General features: G+C 51.4%; 20 protein-coding genes and 1 tRNA gene. 8 read left to right on the forward strand and 13 right to left on the reverse strand.

Annotation, left to right across the window (positions count from 1 at the left end):
* Nucleotides 1-50: 50 nt before the first annotated feature.
* Both EFB02_RS01705 and EFB02_RS01710 read right to left on the reverse strand, forming a co-directional pair.
* Nucleotides 51-2,870 (reverse strand): RNA degradosome polyphosphate kinase, encoded by a 2,820-nt coding sequence (locus tag EFB02_RS01705; RefSeq protein ID WP_122819788.1) that lies wholly within the window; start codon nt 2,868-2,870, stop codon nt 51-53.
* A 59-nt stretch (nt 2,871-2,929) separates the two neighbouring features.
* Nucleotides 2,930-3,553 carry a hypothetical protein gene (locus tag EFB02_RS01710; RefSeq protein ID WP_122819790.1) on the reverse strand — a complete coding sequence of 208 codons (624 nt, stop codon included), beginning with the start codon at nt 3,551-3,553 and terminating at the stop codon, nt 2,930-2,932.
* Nucleotides 3,554-3,840: 287 nt separating this feature from the next.
* Between EFB02_RS01710 and EFB02_RS01715 the strand changes: the two genes are divergently transcribed.
* Nucleotides 3,841-5,277, forward strand: a complete 1,437-nt coding sequence (locus EFB02_RS01715; RefSeq protein ID WP_122819792.1) for an FAD-dependent oxidoreductase — start codon at nt 3,841-3,843, stop codon at nt 5,275-5,277.
* Nucleotides 5,278-5,405: 128 nt separating this feature from the next.
* On the opposite strand, the gene htpX is transcribed toward EFB02_RS01715, so the two are convergent.
* The 5 genes from htpX to EFB02_RS01740 form a co-directional block, all read right to left on the reverse strand.
* Entirely contained in the window at nt 5,406-6,287 is an 882-nt protein-coding gene (gene htpX, locus EFB02_RS01720; RefSeq protein ID WP_122819794.1) for a zinc metalloprotease HtpX, read from the reverse strand.
* 213 nt (nt 6,288-6,500) lie between these two features.
* Nucleotides 6,501-9,347, reverse strand: a complete 2,847-nt coding sequence (locus EFB02_RS01725) for an ABC transporter permease (RefSeq protein ID WP_122819796.1) — start codon at nt 9,345-9,347, stop codon at nt 6,501-6,503.
* Complete coding sequence (locus EFB02_RS08795) at nt 9,348-10,502, reverse strand: ABC transporter ATP-binding protein (protein ID WP_234992692.1); 1,155 nt, start codon at nt 10,500-10,502, stop codon at nt 9,348-9,350. It abuts the gene before it with no gap.
* A 4-nt stretch (nt 10,503-10,506) separates the two neighbouring features.
* Complete coding sequence (locus EFB02_RS01735; protein WP_122819799.1) at nt 10,507-12,123, reverse strand: hypothetical protein; 1,617 nt, start codon at nt 12,121-12,123, stop codon at nt 10,507-10,509.
* A complete protein-coding gene (locus EFB02_RS01740; RefSeq protein ID WP_122819801.1) occupies nt 12,124-12,831 on the reverse strand; it encodes an ABC transporter ATP-binding protein in 708 nt (235 codons plus the stop codon).
* A 242-nt stretch (nt 12,832-13,073) separates the two neighbouring features.
* On the opposite strand from EFB02_RS01740, the gene EFB02_RS01745 reads away from it, so the two are divergent.
* The 3 genes from EFB02_RS01745 to EFB02_RS01755 all read left to right on the forward strand — a co-directional run bounded on the left by EFB02_RS01745 (nt 13,074) and on the right by EFB02_RS01755 (nt 15,705).
* Complete coding sequence (locus EFB02_RS01745) at nt 13,074-14,216, forward strand: sensor histidine kinase (RefSeq protein ID WP_234992693.1); 1,143 nt, start codon at nt 13,074-13,076, stop codon at nt 14,214-14,216.
* A complete protein-coding gene (locus tag EFB02_RS01750) occupies nt 14,213-14,902 on the forward strand; it encodes a response regulator transcription factor (protein WP_122819803.1) in 690 nt (229 codons plus the stop codon). The genes EFB02_RS01745 and EFB02_RS01750 overlap by 4 nt, the downstream gene beginning before the upstream one ends.
* Nucleotides 14,903-14,970: 68 nt before the next feature.
* Entirely contained in the window at nt 14,971-15,705 is a 735-nt protein-coding gene (locus EFB02_RS01755) for a glycerophosphoryl diester phosphodiesterase (RefSeq protein ID WP_200831523.1), read from the forward strand.
* Here the strand turns inward: EFB02_RS01755 and EFB02_RS01760 are convergent.
* Together EFB02_RS01760 and EFB02_RS01765 are read right to left on the reverse strand one after the other, a co-directional pair.
* Nucleotides 15,702-16,973 (reverse strand): UDP-N-acetylmuramate dehydrogenase, encoded by a 1,272-nt coding sequence (locus EFB02_RS01760; protein ID WP_234992694.1) that lies wholly within the window; start codon nt 16,971-16,973, stop codon nt 15,702-15,704. The genes EFB02_RS01755 and EFB02_RS01760 overlap by 4 nt on opposite strands.
* 9 nt (nt 16,974-16,982) lie before the next feature.
* A complete protein-coding gene (locus EFB02_RS01765; protein ID WP_234992695.1) occupies nt 16,983-17,984 on the reverse strand; it encodes a sugar-binding transcriptional regulator in 1,002 nt (333 codons plus the stop codon).
* 98 nt (nt 17,985-18,082) lie between these two features.
* Here EFB02_RS01765 and glpK point away from each other — a divergent pair, with 98 nt between their 5' ends.
* A complete protein-coding gene (gene glpK, locus EFB02_RS01770; protein ID WP_122819805.1) occupies nt 18,083-19,609 on the forward strand; it encodes a glycerol kinase GlpK in 1,527 nt (508 codons plus the stop codon).
* A 128-nt stretch (nt 19,610-19,737) separates the two neighbouring features.
* Here the strand turns inward: glpK and EFB02_RS01775 are convergent, their stop codons facing one another.
* From EFB02_RS01775 to EFB02_RS01790, 4 genes are all read right to left on the reverse strand, one after another.
* Complete coding sequence (locus EFB02_RS01775; RefSeq protein WP_122819807.1) at nt 19,738-20,409, reverse strand: response regulator transcription factor; 672 nt, start codon at nt 20,407-20,409, stop codon at nt 19,738-19,740.
* Between the two features lie 3 nt (nt 20,410-20,412).
* Entirely contained in the window at nt 20,413-22,263 is a 1,851-nt protein-coding gene (locus tag EFB02_RS01780) for a sensor histidine kinase (RefSeq protein WP_122819809.1), read from the reverse strand.
* A gap of 2 nt (nt 22,264-22,265) precedes the next feature.
* Nucleotides 22,266-22,460: a hypothetical protein gene (locus EFB02_RS01785; protein WP_122819811.1), complete on the reverse strand. Its 195-nt coding sequence runs from the start codon at nt 22,458-22,460 to the stop codon at nt 22,266-22,268.
* Between the two features lie 93 nt (nt 22,461-22,553).
* The gene (locus EFB02_RS01790) at nt 22,554-23,771 is read right to left on the reverse strand and encodes a pyridoxal phosphate-dependent aminotransferase (protein WP_122819813.1); all 1,218 of its coding nucleotides are present in this window, start codon (nt 23,769-23,771) and stop codon (nt 22,554-22,556) included.
* 213 nt (nt 23,772-23,984) lie between these two features.
* Here EFB02_RS01790 and EFB02_RS01795 point away from each other — a divergent pair.
* From EFB02_RS01795 to nusG, 3 genes are all read left to right on the forward strand, one after another.
* Nucleotides 23,985-24,057 (forward strand) — tRNA-Trp (locus EFB02_RS01795).
* 85 nt (nt 24,058-24,142) lie between these two features.
* Entirely contained in the window at nt 24,143-24,391 is a 249-nt protein-coding gene (gene secE / locus EFB02_RS01800; protein ID WP_122819815.1) for a preprotein translocase subunit SecE, read from the forward strand.
* 55 nt (nt 24,392-24,446) lie between these two features.
* The gene (gene nusG / locus EFB02_RS01805; protein WP_234992696.1) at nt 24,447-25,310 is read left to right on the forward strand and encodes a transcription termination/antitermination protein NusG; all 864 of its coding nucleotides are present in this window, start codon (nt 24,447-24,449) and stop codon (nt 25,308-25,310) included.
* Nucleotides 25,311-25,339: the final 29 nt, after the last annotated feature.

Genomic DNA, 25,339 nt, shown 5'->3' on the forward strand with positions numbered 1-25,339 from the left:
GAGGGTTGCCAATTGCTTAAAGGTGAGAAGTCAGCAGGAAAAATCTGCCTCTAGCGTCCTTTCATCCGCGAGTTAGCCTTGTTAATTAGATATTCCTGAATGTCCATAAGTGGAGTACCATCCTTGGCGTTAATGTGACGCCGCCAAGTTCCATCTCGACGCAAATGCCAAGAGGAAACCTCCGGCGAAGCCTCAAGTTTAACCAAATCCATAAGTTCCGCGGTCATCTCGGCATCTTTAATTAAAATCAGTGCCTCCACCCGGCGATCCAGGTTGCGGTGCATCAGGTCAGCAGAACCGATCCACACTTCTGGCTGCCCGGCATTTTCAAAAGCATAAATTCGCGAGTGCTCCAGGAAACGCCCCAAAATAGAGCGAACCCGAATATTTTCCGATAGACCGCGCACCCCGGAGCGAATCGTGCAAATGCCGCGCACTACGATATCGATAGGTACGCCCGCTTGGCTGGCCCGGTAGAGGGCATCAGTTACTGCCTCGTCTACCAGGGAGTTTACTTTAATTCCGATATAAGCGGGCAATCCTTTCTGGTGATTTTCCACCTCGCGTTCGATACGCTCGATAATTCCGGGACGGATGGATCGAGGAGCGACCAACAGACGGTAGAAGGAAGTACGGGGTGCATAGCCAGACAGCTGATTAAATAGGCGAGTAAGGTCTTGGGCTACCTCGCGGTCGCAGGTCAGCAAACCAAGATCCTCGTATCCGCGCGCGGTCTTGGGGTGATAATTTCCAGTTCCCACGTGGCAGTAACGCCGAAGACCATCAGCTTCTTCCCGAACCACCATCGACAGTTTACAGTGGGTCTTCAAACCCACCATGCCATAGACCACGTGCACCCCGGCGCGTTCTAATTTGCGCGCCCAAGAAATATTGGCGTCCTCATCGAAACGAGCTTTAATCTCTACAATCGCCAACACTTGTTTACCGTTCTGTGCCGCCTCAATCAGGGCAGATACGATCGGAGAATCCGAGGAAGTACGATACAAGGTTTGCTTTATGGAACGCACCTGCGGATCTTTAGCGGCATAGGTGACGAAATGTTGTACCGAGGTAGAGAAAGAATCGTAGGGGTGATGCAGTAGCACATCGTGGCTACGAATCATCGCGAAAATATCGGTGGGTCTGGCCGATTCCACTTCGGCTAGCCCGGCCGCGGTGGCCGGAACAAACTTCTTGTACTTTAGTTCTGGCAAATCTAATTCATGTAATTCGTCCAGGCAGCGCAAGTCAATAGGCTCAGGGAGGGAGAAAACGTCTTCCATCCCGATCTCTAGTTTGGCAACCAAGAAGTCTAGTACCGGGCGGGAGATTCCTTCGGCTACCTCGAGGCGGACTGCCGGGCCAAACCGGCGCCGTAGCAGTTCTTGCTCCATAGCGGTAAGCAGGTTTTCGGCATCATCTTCTTCGACTTCCAGATCCTCGTTACGGGTCAAGCGGAACACATGATGCTCTAAAATTTCCATACCTGGGAAGAGATGATCCAGGTGTGGGGCGATAACATCCTCCAAGGTGATGAAAGTAGCTTCCCCCTTGGTGTCTAGCGCATCCTCTGGGGTGACTTGGTCTATTGCCTGTTCCACGCAGATAAGGCGCGGCAGACTCTCTGGGATTTTTACCCGGGCGAAATGTTGTTTTCCAGTCAGCGGGTTACGGAGTACTACCGCCAGGTTTACTGACAGTCCCGAAATATAGGGAAAGGGGTGCGAGGGGTCAACCGCCAAGGGGGTTAGGATGGGGAAAATCTGCCGTCGGAAATAACCGTGCAGAAATTCTTGCTGTTCTAAGGCAAGATCGTTCCAGCGTCGCAGCTTGATTCCTACCTTTTCCAGTTCGCCTAACAAAGTGTGCTGTACGAAACTGGCTTGCCGGGTGCAAAGAACCTGGGCGCGTTCAGTCACCAGGTCGAGTACTTGGCGGGGGGTGAGGCCAGAGGCGGCGGTGCGGGCAATTCCCGCGGCAATCCGACGTTTAAGCCCAGCTACCCGCACCATATAGAACTCATCTAAGTTGGAGGAGAAAATAGTGGTAAACCAAGCGCGCTCCAAGATAGGAAGACGCTCATCCTCTGCCTGTTCTAATACCCGCTGGTTGAATTGCATCCAGGACAGTTCCCGATCCCCGAAGCGTCCCTTGGGGAGAGGCTTGTCTTGACCGAGAGGACCGGCTTGCGCCAATTTGTCAATACCAGGAGCTTCTCGCAAAGTGGAGGGACTGATACTGGAAAGATCTTCTGGACCATCAGTTTGCGCGTGACCCTCGTTCACGGTCAGCTGGTTCCCTTCCTGCTTTTGGTTTGTGGGTATCTGATGATCGCGGTTCGGAGTGGTCTTCTCCCCAGTTTTTTTCGAGTTAGGGGCGGCAGGTTTTACTTTTACGTCAGGAATCTCTTTAGGGTTTTCCGTGTTATCTGTTATTCCATTAGCTTCCCCGGACGGAGAATTACTGTGTTTAGCAGTAGCTTTGGACTTAACACCCTTATTAGGAGTGGGGGTTAAAGTTTTTTCCGGTCGCGGCAAAAGTTCTTCGTCAGTAGCCTTTTTCTTGTCCTCTGCAAATAGAGAAGCCTCCGAAGGGAAGTCGTAGTCGGCATCATCGTAATCAGTACCGGGAAACTGTTCGGGCGAGATCTTTGAAGAAATTAGCTCATCGGCAGTTGCGGTCTCAAAATTAGATTCCGCCGCTACTCGATCGGCTTGGGTAACTACTTCAGTTTGCGGATTTTCCTTATAAACCCGGGCGATATCGGCAGGGGAGGGTACGACGTGCGACTGGCCGGTTGCGTCTTCTTTAATCTTGGCTTTCCCCACTTTGGGTTCTGGCCTGTTGCTAATATTCTGTTTGCTTTCCATGCCAACCCCTTCCAAAATAACGGCAATGTTTCTTCAGGAATATTCTTAATGAATCTGATTTAGTTTAGGCGATTTGCTTTCGCGGCACGGGCGGAAAGTTTCAGCTCATTTGCGGTTTTTAGCAGTGCGTGGGGGCGTAAAGTTACCGGATCCGCCAGTTCGTCTCGAGTATCTTTAATCCATTCAGCGCTTACTCCATTAGCAAGTATCTGCAGGAAATCGGAGATGCTATCGAGCAAAAAAGTCAGCTGGTCTATCGAGGTTTTTGCTTGCCAAAGGGTAGCTAGCTTATCCATAAGAGCGGATACGGATTGTTTGCAGTCTTCCTGAGAGATAACTTCCCTGGTTCTCAGGGCCGCAATCCCCTGCTGGAAACGATGATTTACTAGCTGGGAATCCCGCAAATACCACTGATATACCAGGTAGAGACGCCAAAGCGTGCCGGGTAAAGTTGTGGCTGGAGAGTTCGACCAGAGTTCACTGACTGTATCTATCTCGCCGGATTCCAGCAGTTGGCGTAACCGTTTAACATTTTCATCGTTTTCTTTTTCTATCCCTAGCAAAGTTTGGGCTACAAGGTGGGCGACCTCCGAGGAGATTGCCCCATCCTCGGCGCCGGGAATATTTTCTGCTTGTTCCGCATCCAACATTGCCGGCCTACGCGGAGTTAGCCTGGTGTTCATCTATTTCCTCCTTGACTTCCTTTATTGTCTCTCAACCGGACTCCCTTGCGGGTGACTTTGCCTTGATTGCAGCCGATAAGTTCTAGTCAGCAATCTAGGTTGCTGTTTTGGTCGAGCGCTAGCCCGGGGTTTTATGCAGTTTGGATATCACTATCTTGCTTGCTGCTCCATAGTGTGAGACCGCTCAATAAAATGCAAGATGAAGCTCTTTCGCGGCTACAATAGGGGAGGTTTAAGGTGCTAAAAGTAGGCATCACCAGGTTGATAATGCAAAAGGAAGGGTTTTAGTGTCTGACCGTCCGCTTAGTGTAGCCGTAATTGGAGCCGGCCCTGCCGGAATCTATGCCTCCGATATTTTGTCCAAATCTGGTCTAAATGTAGAAATTGACCTTTTTGAACGCCTGCCTGCTCCCTACGGTTTGGTGCGCTATGGGGTGGCTCCGGATCACCCCCGAATTCGGGCGATTATTACCGCTCTTTACAAGATTTTGCAGCGCGGAGATATTCGTCTGCTCGCCAATGTGAATGTGGGGGGCGAGGACGCCGATATCACTGTTGAGGATCTGCATGCTCACTATGATGCGATTATTTTTGCTACCGGCTCCGATCGGGATAAACCGATTGAGCTGCCCGGTCAAGACCTCCCGGAATGTTACGGCGCCGCGGATTTTGTTTCCTGGTATGACGGTAACCCGGACTACCCGCGTTACTGGCCGCTTGAGGCCAAAGAGGTAGCGGTTATCGGAGTTGGTAACGTCGCCCTCGACATTGCGCGGGTAATGGCGAAACATCCGGCGGATATGCTAAAAACCGAGATCCCCGAGAATGTAGCGAGAGAACTCTATAAATCCCCGATTACCGATGTACATATTTTCGGGCGGCGCGGACCTGCCCAGGTGAAGTTCACCCCCTTAGAGCTGCGTGAACTCGGGCAACAGCCGGGAGTAAAAGTTATTGTTTCCGAGGAAGATTTCGAGTTCGACGAGGGCTCGGAGCAAGCGATTGCTGCTTCCAAGCAAACCAAAATGGTGGTAGATACTTTAATTAACTACGCCATGGACGAGGACGACCAGGAAGCTGATCGCCGAATTCACTTGCATCTATTCTCAGCTCCCAAAGAGATCTTGGCCGATGAGGACGGGCATGTGCGTGCCCTGGTTACCGAACGTACCCAGCTGAACGGGGACGGAACAGTTTCCGGTACCGGCGAGCTGCGGGAAACCCCGGTACAGGCGGTTTATCGCGCGGTGGGGTATTTCTCCTCTCCGATTGCGGGGCTACCTTTCGATGAGCGCCGCGGAGTGATCCCCAATCAGGAAGGACGGGTTACCGATCTGGAAGGAACTCCTTTGACTGGCATTTACGCTACTGGTTGGGTCAAACGTGGCCCGGTAGGGTTGATTGGTTCCACCAAGTCTGATGCGCAGCAAACTATTGCTCACCTGGTAGAAGATGCGGAAGCTGGCAAGTTAGTGGCTACCGGTAAAGCGGTGGGTCACGACGCCATGATTGAGCTACTTGAGCAGCGGGGTGTCCCCTTCTCCACCTGGCATGGCTGGGAGCTATTGGATGAATACGAAAAGCAGCTAGGTGCAGATTTTGGCGAGGTCGAGGGCGGTCGCGGGGCGCGCGAACGCGTCAAAGTAGTTTCTCGTAAAGCTATGAGCGCGATTTCTCGCGGCGAGGATGTACCGGAAGATTTAATCGGTCAGGACGGAGAATAGTCCTATTAGCTTTTTCGCCAGGTGTAGTAGCGGCAACTGCTGGTGCTGCAGCTAGCAATTAACTGCTGAGAATATTGCTATGGACTCAGCCAGGCACGTTGTCTAGCTGCCCGGAGGTATTCCTTTAGCTAGTAGCCCGCCATTTCCTCTAGGCGGCGAATCCGCTGATCCATTGGCGGGTGGGTAGAAAATAGTTGCTGCATGCCCCTTACCCTAAAGGGGTTAGCAATCATCATGAAACCGACTTTCTCAGTCTGTGGGTTTTTCACCAGCGGACGGGCAGTGGTTCCTGCCTCTAGTTTCTTTAAGGCGCTAGCCAGGGCTAAAGGATCGCCGGAAAGCTCCGCTCCGGTTTGATCCGCATCGAACTCGCGGGTACGTGAAATTGCTAATTGGGTCAATGTCGCAGCTAGTGGAGCCAGGAACACCATTAATAACCCCCCGATAGCCCCCAGGGGACCAGAGTTTTCCTCATCGCGGCGTCCTCCTCCGAAAAAGAACATCATCTGAGCGACAGAAGTAATCAAACCGCCGATAGCGGCCGCAATTGAAGAGGTCAAAATATCGCGGTTATATACGTGCATCAGTTCGTGGGAGAGCACTCCGCGCAGTTCCCGTTCATTTAGAATCTGCAAAATTCCCTCAGTACAGCAAACTGCCGCGTGGGAGGGGTTTCTACCGGTGGCAAACGCATTCGGGGTAGCAGTGGGGGCAATATAGAGGCGGGGCATTGGCTGTCCGGCGGTTTGGGACAGTTCGGTTACTATCTTTACAATCTGTGGATATTGCCCCGGATCTAGCGGATAGGCACCCATTGCCTTAATCGCTAACTTGTCTGAATTCCAGTAACTGTAGAAGGTGGAGGCTAGCCCAATCACCGCGAAAATCCATAGGAACGCAGAATTATTAGTGCCGTAAGCAATCAGGTATCCAATACCGAGCAGAATCGCCCACATGATTCCTAGTAGCAGCACGGTCTTTATGCTGTTTCCAAAACGTTTTCCCGCCATATTTCCTCCTTTATACTTAAATCTAACAGCCCAAGCTGAGGGCATCCTGGCAAGGAGCTTGACTTTCTCTATTAGCGTTGTGTTTTTGAGTTTAGTAAGTAACTAGAGCTTGCAGGGATAAACGTGAGTGTTCCGCAGGGGGAAACCGGAGCTAAAACTCGTTGCCGTTGCCGGAATGTAAATTATGTTCGCGCAATAAAGTTTCCTTAAATCTTACTGGTCGGCGGCATTTAGAGCCTCGATGGGACTGGCCTTGGCGGCGCGCCTACCGGGTAGCACCGATGCTAAGAAACAGAAGAGTTCGGTTATCAGTACTACCAGCCCTACCCAGAGCCAAGGAATCTTAAGTTCAATATTCTTTTGGGAGATCAAACCAGCAAAGGGCATACACTGCATCACAAACCAGGAGAAGAGTACCGATAAGGCCATTCCCACTATTAAGGCGCCGAATCCAATCATGGTGCCTTCGGTAATTAGCATCCTCCTAATTTGAGTGCGAGTGGCACCCACTGCCCGCAGCAGCGCATTTTCTTGGGCACGATCAACCACCGACAAACTGAGGGTGTTTGCCACCCCTACGAGAGCGACGATGGCAGAAATTCCCAGCAGACACAGCAAAATCACCATCATTACCCGTAAAACCATAGTGACAATGGAAGAAATCATCGCGGAACTTTCCATACTCGCTGATGGTAACTCCCAAAACTGGTTGGTGAAGTCTTGAATCGTCTGAATAGTGTCGGTGGTGCCCCGCGACAAATCAAATTTCGCCATCACCCCGTAGCTTTTGGCTTTTGCGCCCTTGGAGGTTAACTGCTCAAAGTCTGCCCGGGAAATCACCCCGTAGACCGTGCTGTAATCAGCGGGAAACCCACTGGCGCTAGCAGGTATCTTCTTCGCCTTGACGCCTAACTTTCCCCCTCCCTTGAAACTTAGGTTTACCGGTTGCGATAAGGATTTTTCTACCTCTCCTACCAGCCATATTTCTCCGCGCTGAGGCTCTGTAATCCTTTTTCGAGTTAAAGAATTAACCATGTCAGGCAAAGTGACTACTACCAGTGAGGACACCTGGGGTTTTTTACCGCCCGCGCCCTCGTTAGCGTCAGCAGTCTCGCTACCGCCGGTTTCGACGTTTGTTTCTGGGGTGGCGCTGCTAGTAGATCCGGAAGTTTCGGTTCCCGGTTCCGTATCTGCTGGTTTCGCCTCCCCCGGATTTTCGAGAGCTCTGCCCGTCAGCTGTCCCTCGCTAAGCGGTATGCCCTGCGTATCTGTAATCGCCTGCGTAACTATTCCGGGGATTTCTCCAATAGCGCTAACCCCCTCAACCTGGGCAGCTTTCTTTAGTTCGTTCTTGGGTAAAGGGATGCTCGGGTTGGCTGATATCAGGGAATAGTCAACTGTGAAGCGCCGGTTGATTTCATCATTTACGGTTTTTTGTACCGAGGCAGTGCCAATCAAAATGGTTGCCATCAAAGTAACCCCCAGCACCAGGGCAGTAGCGGTAGCTCCGGTGCGATGAGGATCCCGTTTCACGTTTTCACCAGCAAGTTTAGCGGTAGCGGACTTACGGGCGAAGGGGCGAGTAAATAGGGCGGTAAATGCTGGCAATAGGAAACGACAGATCATCAGGGCGGCGCACATCAGGATTAAGGCACCGGCGATTGCTCCGCCCAACGCTATTAGCTGATTCTCTCCGTCTTCACTGCCATGATTCCTCCAGGCCAAAACCCATAGTCCGCTTCCCAAAATGGTGAAAAGCACGGTTATTATCCAGTGCAAAATATGCCACTTGGGTTTGCCTTTCTTATTGAGTTCCTGGATATTCAGGGCTGCAATCGGACGAATTTTCCCGAGTCCAAAGGTGGGGCGTAAAGCACCAATTAGAGGCACCAGGATCCCAGTGACCAGTGATAATATTGCCGGGAAAATCCCGGTTATCTCTAGGGTTTGCGAAAGGGAACCGATCATGCCACTGCCATAGACCAGGCTGATTGACCCCAGCCAACCAATTAGAGTCCCAATTACTGCGGAAATTATCCCCACCAGCAGGCATTCCAAGAAAGCCGCGCGGCGTACCTGGGCAACGGTGGCGCCTACGCAGCGCAACAGCGCGGTTTCCCGTCGCCTTCTAGCCAATACCACTTCAAAAGTAACCGAAACAATCCCCATACAAACCAGCACCGCTAGTAGTGGGAAGAATAGGACAATCGCCTGGAGCGCGATTTGCTCAGCTTGGCCAGAAGCGGTTTCGCTTTGTTGCTGGGCAACGGTAACCACCGCTAAGTTTTCCGTGAGTAGCTGTTTGTCATTTAGATATTTACCCAGTTTTAGCGCAAGCTCCGCCGGGTCTTGATCAGTATGAACCAAAATCTCATTAATTCCCACTCCGGTGGCTCGCGCTAATTGTTTACCCAGTTCCGGGGAGAGATAAACATCGGGAACTTGACCGATATACATTGAGGAATCGCGCTTAATGATCCCACTAACCGTAGCTTTTAAGGTTGTAGGCTGCGCACCCTCTTTATCGTCAGGGGGAGGAACCTGAATTTCGATACTGTCTCCCACCCAGACGCCGGTTTTCTCTAAATAGCTCGCGGCCAGGGCAATCTGATTTTTGCCGGTAGGTGCTTTCCCTTCACTAAGGGGAGGACGATAGAACTGGGGCGGAAACAGCCCTATCCCTTGCATCTGTATAAATTTCTTCCCGATGTTAGCAGCGACACCGGTCTGATAAACCGGCTGTAATTCCAGGTCGGCCCCATTTGCCTGACGAATCCTCGTGCGATCAGCCAGAATCTTCGCTAGTGGATCGCCTTGATTCGTTTCCATATGGACTTTGCCATTTACGGCTGCTCGCGAATCTTCCTGGAAGCTTCCATCGGTAATCACTACCTGGGTGTTCTTCATCAATTGGGTTTCTCCCGAACCGATAGTCCACCCCATAACGGATCCAAAGGAGCTGGCGATACAAATGAAAATGCAACAAATGATAATAGCGCAGGCAGTAGCAATATATTGCCGCGAGTGGGCTTTCAGATTGGCTTTAGTTAGGAAACGCATTTAAATCACTTGGGAAAGTTGTTGACGAGTGGGATGAGTCAGTTCTTGGGTGATTTTTCCGTCTTTGACGATCAACACCCGATCAGCAACCGCTGCCGCATCCGGATCGTGGGTAACCATCACCACCGATTGACCTAGTTCACTGGCGGCGTTGCGCAGCAGTTTCAGGACTTCCTGCGAAGAGGCCGAATCTAGGTTTCCGGTGGGTTCATCTGCTACCAGCAGCGCAGGCTTGGTAACTAAGGCGCGGGCGACCGCCACGCGTTGCTGCTGTCCTCCAGAGAGTTCGGATGGCTTATGAGTTAGCCGGTCTTTGAGGTTTAGGATTTCAATAATCTGGTTTTCCCAGGTGGGAGAGATCTTTTTGCCCGCTAGTAGTTGGGGAAGCCGGATATTTTCCAAGGCAGTCAGGGTGGGCATCAGATTGAAGGATTGGAAAACAAACCCGATGTGATCCCGCCGGAATTGGGTGAGAGTTTTGTCGTTCATTTTGGCCAGGTCTTTACCGGCGACTCTCACCGTTCCTTTGGTGACACTGTCTAGGCCGGCAAGGCAATGCAAAAGCGTGGATTTCCCCGATCCGGAAGGTCCGACAATCGCGGTAAACTGTCCGAAAAAGATTTGTAGATTAATACCGTCGAGGGCGCGTACCTCAGTTTCACCCTGTCGATAGATTTTATAAACATTATTGAGGTTGACTACCGGCGCCCCCTGTGGCATGTTATCGCTGGTAGTTACAGTATTTTGGGGGCGTGATGTTCCACTAGGCACGGCAGTATGCGGGGAAGCCAATGGTGGTAGTTGCGGGCTAACTGCCGCCGGAATTTGCTGCCCGCTTGCTTGCGACTGGGGGAAAGCGGGGCTTACCGCTTTTGCAGTTTTCGGTATAGCCGGGTTTGCGGCTTCGGGAGTGCCAGTTTCTCTGAGTAGGGGGTTTGCCAATTGTGAGCTAGAGGCTTGCGTGGCAGGGGGGCGTTCGTGAGCTGCGGGGAAATTCGGCTGCGGGTTCGGCTGTACTTTTGGCTGAAGTTGGGGTTTGACTACGGGCATAGCTGGAGGAGGACTGGCAAAAGCCGGCGGCGTTACGTGGCGAGGCTTTTGGTAGCGGTGGAACTCCTCGGGAGTTGCTGGCGGGAAGGGCTGATTATTGTTCACCGGTTTACCTTTCATTTCCTTGCAAAAGATTGGTTGCGATTTCGCTAGAGCTTTCCGAAGTTATTGAAGATTCCGGAAGTAAAACAGTCGGATCGTGCGGGCTTACTCGCTGTCTAGATTGTAAATTGCAGGGTTTAAAATGCGGGAGTATTTCGGTATTGCGCACCCGCGTGAGCGTCATAAATACCAGGGCTTGTAACCCTAAAACCCCAATCATCATCCAGGTGAGGGGGGTTATTGCTGAGGTCACGATTCCCCAAGTGCTAATCGGAGGAGAAACGCGCATCGAGAGAGTAGCGATAAACAATAGGCATGTGCATCCCGCTACTAGTAATAGCCCAAAAGTGTAGACGAGGATTATTTCCCACATACGCGCCCTGAAGATTACTGCGGGTGGACATCCAAGCTTTAAAAGCAGATTGGTTTGCTCTTGTTCGCGACGATTAGAGGCCATCACTGTGGTAGCCAGGGAAAATGCAGTAATTAGCGCCACTATTGTCGCAGTTAAGAGCCAGCCGGTTTTCACGTCTTGTTGCACCAGGTGTAACAGTAAGTAATGCAGCTGCAAAGTTGCTTGAGATTGGCTATCTATACTGTTAGAGCGGGCTTCTAGGCTTAAAGAATCGGTGTAGCTAGCTGCTGCCGCAAGGAAGGAAAGAGATAACAAATAGGTGGCAAACAGGGAAAGTACCGGTGCCAAAGCTATCCAAAAATGTGAAGCATGAGCACGAATAGAGCGGGCTGCTAATAGAATCGCAGGGTGGCGGCTGAGAGTTAACGGCCAAACCGCCAAAGATAACAATTTTGCGGGTAGCCAGAATAGCAGTACCCAAAAGAACGTTAGCATCAGGATTGGCGCCAGAAGTATCGCTGATAATCCCGCGATTACGATCCCAACTAGGCCAATAGGTAGTGCCAGCAGAATTAACCAGAAAAAGGGGGAACTCTGAAACCGAGAAGGAAGAAAAGAGCCAGTAAAGCTGTGTCGAGAGTCCACGGGAACCCCCCGATGCTGGCGTAAAAGTAGATTGATTTTCCAGATTGGTAGTACCAGCAAAATTCCAAGAGACAGGGTCAGAATCCAGCGAGGGGGAAAGAAGTCTTTAGCAGTGGGGTTAATACCGAGAATCTGGATATTTTCAAAAAGCGGTAAAGAGAGCGCATAACTACCAGCTCCCAGTATGAATCCCGCAAAAATATTGCCATAAATCGAGTAGCAACTAAAGAAAAAACGAGTTCCCGTGCTCGCTCCCAGACGGTGTAGGCTAACCAAAGCATCCCCTAGGCGTTGCCCATCTAGTTCCAGGCGGTTCCACCAAAGCGCTAGCAGTGGAAACAAGATGAGGAGGACGGCGAAAAGGAATAGCGAAACATAAACTACAGATATGGCTTCATGCTCGTAGCTGCGAGATTTACTAGGAAGTGCCGCCAAGGCGCGCCCAAAGGTATCGGTACCTGCAGTTAAGCGGGGTAAGCGCTTAAATAGAAAAGCGTTAACCCCCCCTAGTAAGGAAAATAGGCAGTAAAAGGTAATCGCTGCTGAAAGTACTGAGACTGCTTCGGCTTTGCGGTCTTTAAACTTCCGCCCTTGCCACGATAAAATTATTCGGCTCAGAGCCATCTATGCGTCCTCCACCTGAAATCTGGTTTCCGAGGAAGATTCGCGCACACTGTCTTGTGCAATCAACCCGTCACGCAGAGTGATAATTCGCTGACACCAGGAAGCTACCTGTGGATTTACGGTAGAAACTAAGAGGGTAGCACGGGTGCGGGTTGCTGCCAGCGATAAAGCCTGCATTGCTTCTTGCCCAGCAACTGGATCTAACAACGAGGTGGGCTGGTCGGCAACAATCACCTGGGGGCGGGGCGCTAAAGCGCGGGCAATCGCTATCCGTGCCGCCTGCGCCGTACTAACATGTGCGGTTAGGTGATAAGCAATATTTTCCAAACCCAAGCGTTCTAGTTCCTGTCGAGCCCGCTGCTTAGCTTCCGTGCGTCCAAATCCTTGTAACAATAGAGGTAAGGCCACATTTTCTTGAACCTGCAGTTCTGGAAGTAGCTGTTCGGATTGGAAAATAAAACCAAACCGTTCACGTCGTAGTGCCTGAATTTGGCGGCGAGACATTTTTGATAAATCCCGACCATCTAAAATTACTGACCCGGAAGAAGGGCGTAAAATTCCGCTCAACAGGTAAAGCAGGGTGGTCTTGCCTGCCTGAGTAGGCCCGGTAATCGCCACCTGCTCGCCCTCACCAATAGTTAAATCAATATCGGCGAGCACCGTGTGTGAACCATAAATTTTGCTCAGTCCCTGGGTTCTAATCAACATACTCCTATTTTGAGGGGTTGGCTCTTTTGCTGACAGCGGGTAGAAACTAATTTTTAGGTAGAGCTGGCACTACCCAAAAAGTAGCCAGGAGGCGGTGTTCTTATCTGGGCACGCCCTCATAAAATAAAGATATGCAGCGAACCGATCCCTATTTTCGCGGAGTAACCTACCGCCGAGTCCCACTCGTGCGCTCTACTCTCCTACTAGGGATACCTTTCCTAGCAATAGAGCTTTTTTCCCTGGTGGTACACATTGTTGCAATGCTGGTTATGTTCCGCCGTTCACGAGAGGTACTTTTCCACTACACCGCGGTGGTTCGGTACCGTGCCAGCGCGATGCTAGGGCGGCAGGATGCCTCTATCTGGCATTTTTGGAAAATCCCCGGAGAGGAAAGTGTGCTTGACAAACATGCCCAGAGCGCCCCGGAGTACATAAATTTCCGTTCCATCCCGATTTTCCTGTTTTGCCTATTAGCAAATCTGGTTGCTTCCCTGCCGCTACTCAATTTATTGATCCTGATACTTAGGTACCTCCTGGGTATGAGAATCTCCGGTGACCAGCGAGGTTACTTGGCGTTGGTTATGTTATGGCTACTGTTTGCGTTAGCCAGCGGAATCTATGCTCGCTTAGTTTTCGCTATTGCTGCTTCCGGCCCGCTAAGTGCGAAAGAAATTATCCAGCTACACCGTTCCCGCCGCGAGATCGTAGATGCTTTCGAGATCGAACGGCGTCGTATTGAGAGGGATCTGCATGATGGCGCCCAGCAATACCTGGTGGCAGCCTCGATGAAAGTGGGCGAGGCGGAACTAAACCTAGAAACGCTGGCATCCTCGGAAGGGACGGGGGATCGCCCGGAAGGGGACGCTGCGGAAGAATCCCGCACTGTAGAACAGCTGAAACAGATTTTAACTCTTTTACGAGAGGCGCAAGATGCCAATGACCAGGCCTTAGCGGCGCTGCGACGTACGGTTGCCGGGGTGCATCCGAAAGTTCTCTCTGATAAGGGACTGGCCGAGGCGGTACGGGATGTCTGTGCAGAATCTGTACTAGATGTGGATTTACGGATGCCCTTCGAGTTGCCCGAATTGCCGCCGGGAGCCGCCGCTGCAGCCTATTACCTGGTGTGCGAATCTCTCACCAATGTGGCGAAATATGCGCCACAAGCGCAGGTCTCGGTATTGATTGTGGCAGGTTCTTCCCTCGTGCTTTCAATCACTGATAATGGTGCAGGGGGAGCAAGTATTAACCCCGGTCATGGCCTCGCGGGATTGCAAGCGCGCCTGGAAGCCTTCGGGGGAACGCTACGGGTTATTTCCCCGACAGGAGGGCCGACTACGGTGCGTGGAGAAATTCCGATTTTAGTATCCGCGGAGGAGACAGCATGAAAATCATTTTGGCTGATGATGCTACTTTGATTCGCGAAGGGTTAGCCGGGCTACTCGAGCGCCTGGGGCATCAGGTGATTGCACAGGCCGAGGATGCGCCCGGGCTGATTGCCGCCGTGAGACAGGCGGATAAAAATGATCAGCTCCCGGATGTGCTGGTAACCGATGTGCGGATGCCGCCAGGCATGAGTGATGACGGTTTGCGGGCAGCAGTGCAGATTCGCGAAGAGTATCCCGACCTGGGAATCATGGTGCTCAGTCAATACGTGGCACCCGCCTACGCGGCGCAGCTTTTTAGTACTGACCAACTGCCTCCACCGGGACAGCGTGCTGCCGGTACCGGGTATCTGCTAAAAGAACGGGTCTCGCGGGTTGCCGATTTCTTGAACGCTTTGAATACCGTCGCCAGTGGCGGGGTAGTAGTAGATCCGGAAGTAGCCGTGAAACTGGTGCGGGAACGTGGCTCCACTCTCGCTAGCCTTACTGCTCGGGAAAGCGAAGTTTTAGGGCTGATGGCGCAAGGTTTATCCAATGAGGAAATCGCAAAGAAACTGTTCTTATCGGGTGCTTCCGTGGCGAAACATATCGCCAATGTGTTTATGAAACTGGGACTGACTCCCGATGAACCTAACCGTCGGGTGCGCGCCGTACTCGCCTATCTAACCGCCACCGGTTTGCAGTCCTAAAAAGTTCCAGTCATATTTCCCGAAAAATGCTTATTATTACGGGGTAGCAACTAGAAAGTGATTTGAAAATGGATATACCTAATCGGGTTTTTGCGCATCGGGGCTTAAATACTTTGGCTCCCGAAAATACTATGGCAGCTTTCCGGAAAGTGGTCGAGCATGGTCTGAACTGGATTGAAACCGATGTTGATATTTTGGGTGATGGAACCGTAATCATCTGCCATGACACCACTTTAGATCGCACCACCAATAAATCGGGTGGTTACTATGGGCTCACTGCTGCAGATTTGGAATCGATTGATGCCGGCAGTTGGTTTAGTTCCGAGTTTACGGGAGAAAAGCTTCCCACCCTGCATCAACTGGTTGACTTTATGAATGAAACCGGACTAAATGCCAATATCGAAATCAAATCCAACGAAGCGGGAGCAGCTATGACCCGCCAGCTGATTAAAGCAGTAATCAAAGAACTGGGAAGACTTAACGGTCCAGAAGTGATTGTTTCCTGCTTTAATCACGTACTACTATCGGAGTTTCATGCTTTAGCGCCGGAAATACCGCTAGGTTGCCTATATGAAACCTGTGCGCTTTATGATGACTGGCGCTCCGTATTAGAACTGGTGGGAGCCAGCTATATTCACCCCGGAGATAACGGTTTAACCCGTGAAAAGGTGCAATCTTTCCGGGATGCCGGATTCGGAGTCAACGTGTGGACAGTTAACTCGCCTGCTCGTGCCAACGAACTATTTAATTGGGGTGCAACTGGTATTTTCACCGATGTAGCCCATTTGATTTCTCGCCACTAGTTAGCCTCGGCCGCTACCCACACGGGTTCAGGTTCTAAATCCACATTGAACTTGGCTTTTACCTTATCCTGTACCGCGCGCGCCAGTTCCACAATGTCCTTAGAAGTGGCGTTATTGCGGTTGGTGAGCGCGAGTACGTGCTTAGAGGACAGCGCGGCTCGCGGCGCTCCTGCGGCTGGGTTTGAGCTGGGGGTGGCGAATCCCTTTTCCAATCCTGCATGTGAAATCAACCAGGCAGCAGAAGTTTTGACCAGTCCAGATATTTTGGGAGCCTCGCCGGTTACTGCGTTGCGCAGTTGCAGATTAAATACCGGGAAGCGTGGCGCCTGAGGCGGAAGTTCTTTTGCCTCCTCGGAAGAAATTATGGGGTTAGTAAAGAAAGAACCGCAAGAGCGGGTATCGGGATCAGCAAGATCCAGCACCATCCCTTTAGAGCGACGCAGCTCCAAAACTGCCTGTCGCACTGCGCGCATATCTGCGCGTTCACCCAACTTAACCCCTAATTTGTCTGCCAGCTGTTGATATTCGATAGGCGCGGACAGAGAGGCATGTGCTAACTGAAAATCAGCCGAGAGCACCACGTAACGTCCGGTATATCCCCAGCTACGCCCGCCTCCGGCCTGATTGTCGTGTAAAGAACGTTTAATAATCGAAGTGCGGTACCCCAGCTGTAAATCCCCGACTGGCAGTACTCGAATCCCATCTTGTAATCGATCGAAAACTCGCACTGTAGATAGGGTTTCCGCCACTTCATGTCCGTAGGCACCAATATTTTGTACCGGGGCTGCGCCCACCGTTCCTGGGATACCGGACAAAGCCTCTAACCCCATCTGATCTTCATCAATGCAGGCACACACGAACTCGTCCCAGGATTGGCCAGCAGGTGCGCTCACCAGGGCGCCCCCGCAAACAGTATCTTCCGTTACGGTTACTCCCGTGCGTAGATCCTGTACCACCACTAGGTCTGATAGATCTTCTCCACATAACAGATTGGATCCTCCCCCCAGCACCAGTAGTTTGTTGCCGGCACGATCCGCCTCCCGCACCGCCGCTACCAGCTCATCCTCGGAATCTACCTGGTGAAACGCTTTCGGTTTTCCCCCGGTTCCGATAGTGGTCATATCTCTTAAAGCCGGAATTTCGCCGTCCGGAGTTGCAGAACCGGCATCTTCAGCTTTCCGATACCAAGCAGGAACCGGCATTGTAGGTTGGTGATCAGTTCGGGGAGCAATCCACTCGCAAGCGTCGGTGAAATCGGTTTTTACCATATCTCCATTCTAGGGCTTTGCTAATGCCCACACTTTTTCTGCGACCGCTTTGTCACAAACTAAATCGGTGACAACCCCGGCATTTAAGGCTCCTAGTAGGGATTGAGCCTTAGCTTTGCCTGCAACTACACAAAAACGCCTGGGGATGCGTCGTAGCTGTTCCGGGTTAGGTCCGGTGGCTCGTTTGTTTAGGGAAATATCGCTCCAGGAGCCATCGGGTCTGATTAAAACGGTACAAACATCGCCGACTACTTTATCGAGTGCCAGTTTATTTAGTTCACTATGTGTTAGGTAACCCGCTGCATACACATGGGAAGGAATTTCAGCTCGCAGCGCTCCGACACTAAAGACCGCCAAGGTGCATTTTTCTTGCCATTTGAGGACACGTCGCACCGCGCCCTCACGCCACAGAGCTTCTTTCGTGGCGGGATTATCAAAGAAAGTCGGCACCGGGAACTGTACTATATTGGCTTTCCACTGGTATGCCATCTGCGCTAATATTCCTCCCACATGCGCAATCCCTGAGGTGTCGGTAGAGGCGGCGCCGTTTAACTGCACTAAAGTTACACCATCCACGTCCTTTTTCTTGATATGAGCAGCCATTTCGGTGGTAGTGTTCCCCCAAGCTATGCCGACTATTTCCCCATCATTAACCATTTGTCCCAAGATTTGGGCAGCCGTTTTAGTCACGGTTTCGAGGACGCGGTTTTGGGTAGTGTCGGGAGATAGCTCCACGATATCTACATTTACCCCAAAGCGTTCTTGTATCTGGCGTTCGAGGCGGGTGTGCGGCTTATTCGAAGTTTGTACTGAAATAGTAACTATTCCCCGTTTACGGGCATAGGAAAGCAGGCGGGAAACTGTGGAACGGGAAACTCCCATCCGTCGTCTAATCGCCTCCATGGTCTGTCCTTGTACGTAATAGGCGAGTGCGGCGCTGCGTGCCAGCTCATCACGTTCGGTGGAATATTCATTAGGGTCAAGTTCTTGCCGCTGCTGATTATTTGCCAAAAGTTTTACCTCCGCGCCCGCGGCGCACGTTTGCTCCTCCTTGTTGAACAATAGTGCTAGAGGGCGAAAAATGGAAAAGAACCTTAAATGATGAAGATATGACCGAGAAAAAATATGTAATGGCCATCGACCAGGGGACTACTTCTTCCCGTGCAATCTTATTTGATCATGGCGGACAAATTGTGTCTTTGGGGCAAAAGGAACACGAACAAATATTTCCTAAGGCTGGTTGGGTTGAGCATAATCCGATTGAGATCTGGGATAACATCCGCGAATGTGTAGCTGACGCCCTGCAAAAAGCAGAAGTTAATCGGCATGAAATCGCGGCAGTGGGGATTACTAACCAGCGTGAAACCGTGGTGGTTTGGGATAAAAACACGGGAGAACCGATATATAACGCGATTGTTTGGCAAGATACCCGGACTTCGCAGATTATTCGCCAGCTTGCGGGTGAACAGGGGCTGTCCAAGTATCGTGACATTTGTGGGCTTGATTTGTCCACCTACTATTCCGGACCAGAAATCAAGTGGATTTTGGACAATGTCGAAGGCGCGCGTGAAAAGGCAGAAGCCGGTGATCTGTTGTTTGGGAACACCGATTGCTGGGTGCTATGGAATATGTCTGGTGGTGTACAGGGGGGGGTACACAAGACTGATGTCACCAACGCTTCGCGTACCATGTTGATGGATATCCGTACTTTGCAGTGGCGGGAAGACATTTGCAAAGACTTTGGGATTCCGATGTCGATGTTACCGGAGATTTGCTCCTCCTCTGAGGTTTACGGTTATGGCCGTAAGAATGGTCTGCTAATTGACACCCCGATTTCCGGGATCTTGGGCGACCAACAGGCGGCTACTTTCGGACAGGCCTGTTTTAGGCCAGGTATGGCTAAGAATACTTACGGTACTGGCTGCTTCGTCCTGATGAACACCGGGGAGAAACCGGTTTTCTCCAATAACGGTTTACTTACTACCGTGGCCTACAAGATTGGTGATAATCAGCCGGTATATGCCCTGGAGGGCTCGATTGCGGTTGCCGGGTCACTAGTACAGTGGCTGCGCGACAACCTAGGATTGATCCAAAAATCGGATGAGATTGGGAAACTGGCGAATACTGTTGCTGACAATGGTGGCGTGTATTTTGTGCCCGCATTCTCCGGTTTATTCGCCCCCTACTGGAAGGATGACGCTCGGGGCGCTATTGTCGGTCTGACCCGCTATAACAATAAGGGTCATATTGCGCGTGCAGTGCAGGAGTCTACTCCGTACCAAACCCGCGAGGTTTTTGATGCCATGATGGCGGACTCTGGTGTAGAGCTAAAGGAGCTACGGGTAGATGGCGGGATGACCAAGGATGACATGGTTATGCAGTTCCAGGCAGACCAATTGGGGGTGCCGCTAGTGCGGCCGCAGGTTTTGGAAACCACCGCGTTAGGTGCGGCTTACGCTGCTGGCATCGCCGTGGGATTTTGGGATGGCGAGCAGGACGTGATTGATAACTGGGCAGAGGGCAAGCGTTGGCAGCCTGGTGAGGATCGAGAAGAGTACGACCGGAACTATCGGTTGTGGAAAAAAGCGGTTACCCGCACCTTCGATTGGGTAGACACCGATGTAGAGAACGCCTAATCACTGTCGCGAAACAAATTGAATAGCAATATAGGTATTCCGGGAGCCTGGAGGGTATCCAGGCTCCCGGAATACTGCTTATAGATTCAGATGATGCAGGAAGATACAGGTTAAAACCAAAAGAACTACTACATCACTACCAGGCGATACCCCATACCACGTACGGTTACAATGCGTTCTGAACCGATCTTGCGGCGCAGATAACGCACATATACATCCACTACATTAGAACCCGGATCAAAATCGTATCCCCACACCATATCTAGCAATTGGGAACGGGAAAGCACCTGATCAGGATGTTCCATAAAGGCTTGTAACATAGTGAACTCGCGAGCCGATAGCTCTACGGGATCTCCGTTAATGGTGGCGCAGCGTGTACGCAAATCCAGATGTAGACCCCCAACGTTAATTTGCACCATATTGGAGGGATCCTCTGAAGTGGCATTACGCAGGCGCAGGCGAATGCGCGCTAGTAGTTCCTCGAAGCGGAAAGGCTTCGACATATAATCATCGGCACCCTGTTCCAGACCGCTGACAGTGTCCTCTACCGAAGAGCGGGCAGTCAGCACAATAATCGGTAGGGTGGCACCTTGACCGCGAATCTGTTCAAGCACTTCAAAGCCATCCATATCGGGTAGCCCAATATCCAGGACGATTAGTGAGTAATCGCCTCCCAAAGCCCCGGAGATTGCGTCCGTACCCTTGTCGACTACGGTTACGTTATACCCGGCGGAGGTTAGTCCTTTAGCGACGAAAGAGGAAATGCCAGGCTCGTCCTCTACCACCAAGATGCTTGTCATGTTTTATTCTCCTTGTATTTCATCTTTACAATCATCATCTGAAATCGGCAGGCTGATATTAAAGACCGATCCCACCGAAAGCACAGAGCGGACTTGTAGGATTCCGCCATGCGCCTGCGCGATGGCGTTCACGATTGATAACCCCAGCCCAGATCCGGCATAGGAATGGTTGACCCGCATAAAGCGGCCGAAAACCTGTTCTTGATCTTTCGGGTCGATACCTATTCCTTGGTCGCGCACCCACAGGTTGAGACGGTGGGTACCTACTACCGAAGGAACTTGTGGCTGCATCTGGAGGCTAGGAGCGGTGATAGTGGCCGCCTTCAACATGTTTCCCTGCTTGTCTAAGAGGGGTTGTTGATAATCTATTCCCGCTCCCAGGGCAATGACCGTTCCGGGAGTAGCGAATTTAGAAGCATTTTGGGCGAGAGCAAGTAGGGCTTGCTGCAAACGTTGATGATCCGCGGTAGTCTTTACGATAGTTACATTGTCGATTCGCCAATTGAAATCTCCCAGTTGGGTGGCATTTTCAAAGGTATCCATAAGCAGATCCCCGATATCTACCCGTTCGGGACGAATGAAGTCAGGGCGGTCACTCTTGGCTACCGTAATCAGATCTTCGGTAAGACGATGCATTCGAGAGAGTTCTTCTAAGGCTAGTTCTCGAGTGCGAGAGGTGTCTTGGGGATCATTGGGATCCAAAAGTTCGAGGTGTCCGCGAACCACTGTTATCGGGGTGCGTAGCTCGTGACCCACATCGTTCAGCAAATTACGTTGCTCATCAAAAGTGGATTGTAGACGAGAGATCATCGAGTTCATCTGGCGGGTAACATCCGCGAGGTCATCATTGCCTTCTACTGGCAGGCGCTTAGTAAGGTCCTGCTCGCTAGAAATTGAAGCCATCATTTCTCTTAGACGAGCAATAGGTGCCAACAACGATTGCGAGGCACGAACATTTACCAGTCCTACCAGGGCTAATACTAAGAAAGAAATGCCGGAGAATAATAGGAGCTGCGTCTGGGTGGGCGCAATATCGGCAGAATAGTTAGAGACTACCGCCAGTAGGGCGTCATCAGTGCCCGCGGCACTGATTGGTACGATTCCTACTGCATAGGTGGCCTGGTCGGTGCGCAGCATAAACATTTTTGCCGAACCCATATCCGCGTAGCTGGCTAGCTGCTTCAACAGTTGCTTATCCTGATGTGCGGCAGAATCCCGCGCGCACTTATGCGCGGTTAGTTTCCCCTCTGAAAAGCCTAATAAACTGCCGTTATAGGGCGCATCGGCAGCATTTATAAACTTGGTTACTGCATCCTTGGCTGAAGCGAGACCTCCGGTGGATTTGGCGTTCTCGACTGCAGTAAAGTTCCGCACGTCGGCAGTAATTGCTTCGGTTTGGGTGCGCTCCGCATAGGAAATCTGAAACATCCCGCTAATCAGTAAAATGAATCCCACTATGGTCAGGGATAACGCTGAAATTAGTACCGTGTGTATCAGCATGCGGTTGCGCAGATTAGAAATCCGCAGCTTATGGGATTTGCCCTGGGTGGTAACCGTCTTTTCTATTACCCGTCGTGGACGAGCTTGATAGGCTGCGCGTTTAGCAGGCGCTTGTGAAGAGTTTACCTGTGGTTGCAAAGTTTGCGGTGAGGGCGCGGATCCAGTTCCACCGGTACCCTCTAGAATTTGCGGCAGGGTCATTTCCCCAGGTAATTCCACTTCAGAGGTGGGGGTGGTAGCCGGGTTCGAGGGTAATGCTGCCTGAGGCTGAGCAGCGGGAACTGGGGGCGTAAGCGATGAGGAAGCAGACCCGCCGGGAAAACTAGTTTCCGGGTAACTAAGCCTTTCACTCATGATTACTCCATTCCCTCGGGAGACGGAGAAAACGATTCTACCGGCGGTGTCTGTTGAGTGGTTGCCGGTACCCGCGGTTCAAAACTAACCGCGGGGCCTAACTCATGAACCCCGTTGATTAACAGGGCACGCATTCCAATCAGGATGGCCAAGGCGAGCGCGATAATGACTATTGCTACTGATGCAAACTTGCGCACGCCGAGCCCCTTCTTAGTAATCCTAAAATCTTTAAGGACGCGCTTACGCCCTTTCTAATGATTATAGGTTATAGACCGGCAACTAAGGACAACCTATTTTACTTGATTAAGAAAATCGACTATCCGTCCCACGCCTTCCTCAAGGTCGTCATCACTAAGCGCGTAGGAAAGACGGAAGAAACCGGAGGGACCGAATGCCTCGCCGGGCACCACCGCTACCTCCACCTTACGTAGCATTAAATCGGCCAGCTGTGCCGAGGTCTGCGGAGTTTCACCCGCGATTTCTCGGCCTAGAATCCGTTCTACGCTGGGATAACAATAAAAAGCTCCCTGGGGCATAGGAACTTCCAGATCAGGAACCTGGCGCAATAGCTCCACCATCCGCTGGCGGCGGCGGTCAAATACTTTGCGCATTTGCTCAACTTTATCCAACGGTCCATCGACGGCCGCAAGAGCAGCGCGCTGCGCAATATTTGATACGTTTCCGGTGGTGTGGGATTGGAAAGCAGCACAGGATTTGATTACATCTTTAGGTCCAATCATCCAGCCCACACGCCATCCAGTCATGGCATAGGTTTTAGCTACCCCATTCAACACCAGGGTGCGTTCAGCTAGTTCTGGAACCAGGTTCACAATATGTTCAGCGCGAACACCGTCGTAAGTCAGATGCTCGTAGATCTCATCGGTAATCACCCAGATACGATTCTCCACTGCCCACTGCCCGATGGCTTTAAGTTCTTCCGCGTCATAAACCGCTCCGGTGGGGTTAGAGGGGCTAACAATCAGCAGTGCCTTAGTCTTGTCAGTCTTGGCAGCATCCAGCTGTTCCACTGTGACTTTATAGTGTTGATCTGCTCCCGCCATCACCGGAACCGGGACGCCGCCCGCTATTTTGATAACTTCCGGGTAAGTAGTCCAGTACGGGGTGGGCATAATGACTTCGTCGCCCACTTCCACTATTGCAGAAAACGCCTCAAAAACAGCCTGTTTACCACCATTAGTAACAATAATTTCGGTGTTAGGATCAACCTCGTAACCAGAATCCCGCAAAGTCTTTTTAGCGATAGCTTCCCGTAGTTGCGGAAGTCCTTTCCCCAAGCTGTAATGGTGCATTGCGGGGTCAGCGCAGGCCTCTTGCGCAGCTTTCACAATATAATCAGGGGTGGCAAAATCGGGTTCCCCTGCGCCGAATCCGATGACTGGACGCCCCTGAGCTTTAAGTTCTTTTGCGGCGGCATCTACTGCCAAAGTTGCAGAGGGGGAAATCTGGGCTAGACGATTCGAAATTATGTGTTCTTGCGGTTTAGTCATGCTCTCATTTTGCCACGCCCATCTGTTTCTTAACTAACGAGACCAAAATGCAATAACTATTTTGAGCAGTATTACTTGTTAAATTGTTATTTTCGCGGGTGAGAGAAATAAAAGGATGCGTTTTTCCCCACTAAGCGACTATTTTGGTTGGACGCAATCCATAAAACCTCATAAACTTGTTTAGCACCGTATTCGGTCAGCCATTAGGCTGGAAGGGCAGTGGCGCAATTGGTAGCGCAACGGTCTCCAAAACCGTAGGTTGTGGGTTCGAGTCCCGCCTGCCCTGCAAATTTGAAACCTGTGCCGGGCCCGGTACAGGACGAAATAGGGGCTTCGACGGGAGCTCCAAGACAGCAAGTGAGGAAACGATCTTGGCACCTAACGAGGGCGCGGCCTCCGTAGAGGCAGATGCCAAAACGGCAAAAAGTGGTTTTTGGAGCCGCATCGTGCAGTTTGTGCGGCAGGTTATCGCGGAATTAAAGAAGGTTGTCTGGCCAACTCGTGATGAGCTCACCACGTTCTTTGTGGTCGTGATTGTATTTGTACTGGCGATGATGGCCTTTTCAGGGGTTATCGACGTATTGACCGCCTGGGTAGTCAGCAAAGTATTCGGCGGTTAACTTACTTAAGGAACAAGATTTGCAAGTAGGCAATAAGGAGCAGGAAGAAAATACCGTGAGCAACGATCCCGTATTCTCCTCGGAGGAAGGTGCCTCCACTGGCGCGAACTCGCTAGCCGAAGTGGACGTGCAGGTCAGCGCGGAAGCAGCCGCGCCTTCAGAAACAGTAGTAGAGCAGGAAGCTCCCATCTCGGAAGCAGCCGCAGATCAAGAGGCTGCCCCTGCACTTGAGATTACCGACACCGCTCAAGACCAAGAGCTCGCACCTTCAGCCACCGCTGAAGAGCTTTCTCGAGCCGAACAAGACAAACTACGGGAAGAACTAGAGTTCCTTCCGGGGTATTGGTATGTGCTGCACACTTATTCCGGCTATGAGCGACGAGTGAAAGCGAATCTGGAACAGCGAATTGTCACCTTCAATATGGAAGATCAGATCTACCAGATTGAGGTGCCGATGGAAAAAGTCGTCCAGGTAAAGTCCACTGAACGAAAAGTGGTGGATCGGGTACGGATTCCCGGGTATGCCCTGGTACGTATGGAGGCTGTTGAGGATGCCCCTGATGCCTGGCGGGTAGTTAAAGACACCCCCGCGGTAACTGGATTCGTCGGGGATTCGCAGCATCCGATGCCGCTAAGCGAGGACGAGGTAGTGTCCATGTTGGCTCCTACCCCTGCCTCTATTAAGGCTGCAGAGCTGCAGGATGAACGAGCTAGCAAGACTAAGCAACCAGAACAGCCAGTTATTGAGGTTGATTTCGAGGTCGGCGAGAACGTTACCGTTACTGACGGTCCGTTCGCTACCATGCCGGCTACTATCTCAGAGATTATGCCTGACCAGCAGAAACTAAAGGTTCTGGTGGTAATCTTCGATCGGGAAACTCCGGTAGAGCTAGGATTTAACCAGGTAGCAAAGATTTAATTGCTCACAGTGAGCAGTCCTAATTGGTT

Origin of the sequence: Varibaculum vaginae (genome assembly GCF_900604285.1) — a bacterium.
GTDB lineage: Bacteria > Actinomycetota > Actinomycetes > Actinomycetales > Actinomycetaceae > Varibaculum > Varibaculum vaginae.

What these genes read in the sequence shown, in the direction of transcription:
- EFB02_RS01750 (WP_122819803.1), top strand. Translation starts at nt 14,213, where the DNA reads ATGAAAATCATTTTGGCTGATGATGCTACTTTGATTCGCGAAGGGTTA.
- glpK (WP_122819805.1), top strand. Translation starts at nt 18,083, where the DNA reads ATGACCGAGAAAAAATATGTAATGGCCATCGACCAGGGGACTACTTCT.
- EFB02_RS01710 (WP_122819790.1), bottom strand. Translation starts at nt 3,553, where the DNA reads ATGAACACCAGGCTAACTCCGCGTAGGCCGGCAATGTTGGATGCGGAA.
- EFB02_RS01790 (WP_122819813.1), bottom strand. Translation starts at nt 23,771, where the DNA reads ATGACTAAACCGCAAGAACACATAATTTCGAATCGTCTAGCCCAGATT.
- EFB02_RS01740 (WP_122819801.1), bottom strand. Translation starts at nt 12,831, where the DNA reads ATGTTGATTAGAACCCAGGGACTGAGCAAAATTTATGGTTCACACACG.
- EFB02_RS01725 (WP_122819796.1), bottom strand. Translation starts at nt 9,347, where the DNA reads ATGCGTTTCCTAACTAAAGCCAATCTGAAAGCCCACTCGCGGCAATAT.
- EFB02_RS01735 (WP_122819799.1), bottom strand. Translation starts at nt 12,123, where the DNA reads ATGGCTCTGAGCCGAATAATTTTATCGTGGCAAGGGCGGAAGTTTAAA.
- EFB02_RS01755 (WP_200831523.1), top strand. Translation starts at nt 14,971, where the DNA reads ATGGATATACCTAATCGGGTTTTTGCGCATCGGGGCTTAAATACTTTG.
- EFB02_RS01760 (WP_234992694.1), bottom strand. Translation starts at nt 16,973, where the DNA reads ATGGTAAAAACCGATTTCACCGACGCTTGCGAGTGGATTGCTCCCCGA.
- EFB02_RS01780 (WP_122819809.1), bottom strand. Translation starts at nt 22,263, where the DNA reads ATGAGTGAAAGGCTTAGTTACCCGGAAACTAGTTTTCCCGGCGGGTCT.
- EFB02_RS01705 (WP_122819788.1), bottom strand. Translation starts at nt 2,870, where the DNA reads ATGGAAAGCAAACAGAATATTAGCAACAGGCCAGAACCCAAAGTGGGG.
- htpX (WP_122819794.1), bottom strand. Translation starts at nt 6,287, where the DNA reads ATGGCGGGAAAACGTTTTGGAAACAGCATAAAGACCGTGCTGCTACTA.
- EFB02_RS01775 (WP_122819807.1), bottom strand. Translation starts at nt 20,409, where the DNA reads ATGACAAGCATCTTGGTGGTAGAGGACGAGCCTGGCATTTCCTCTTTC.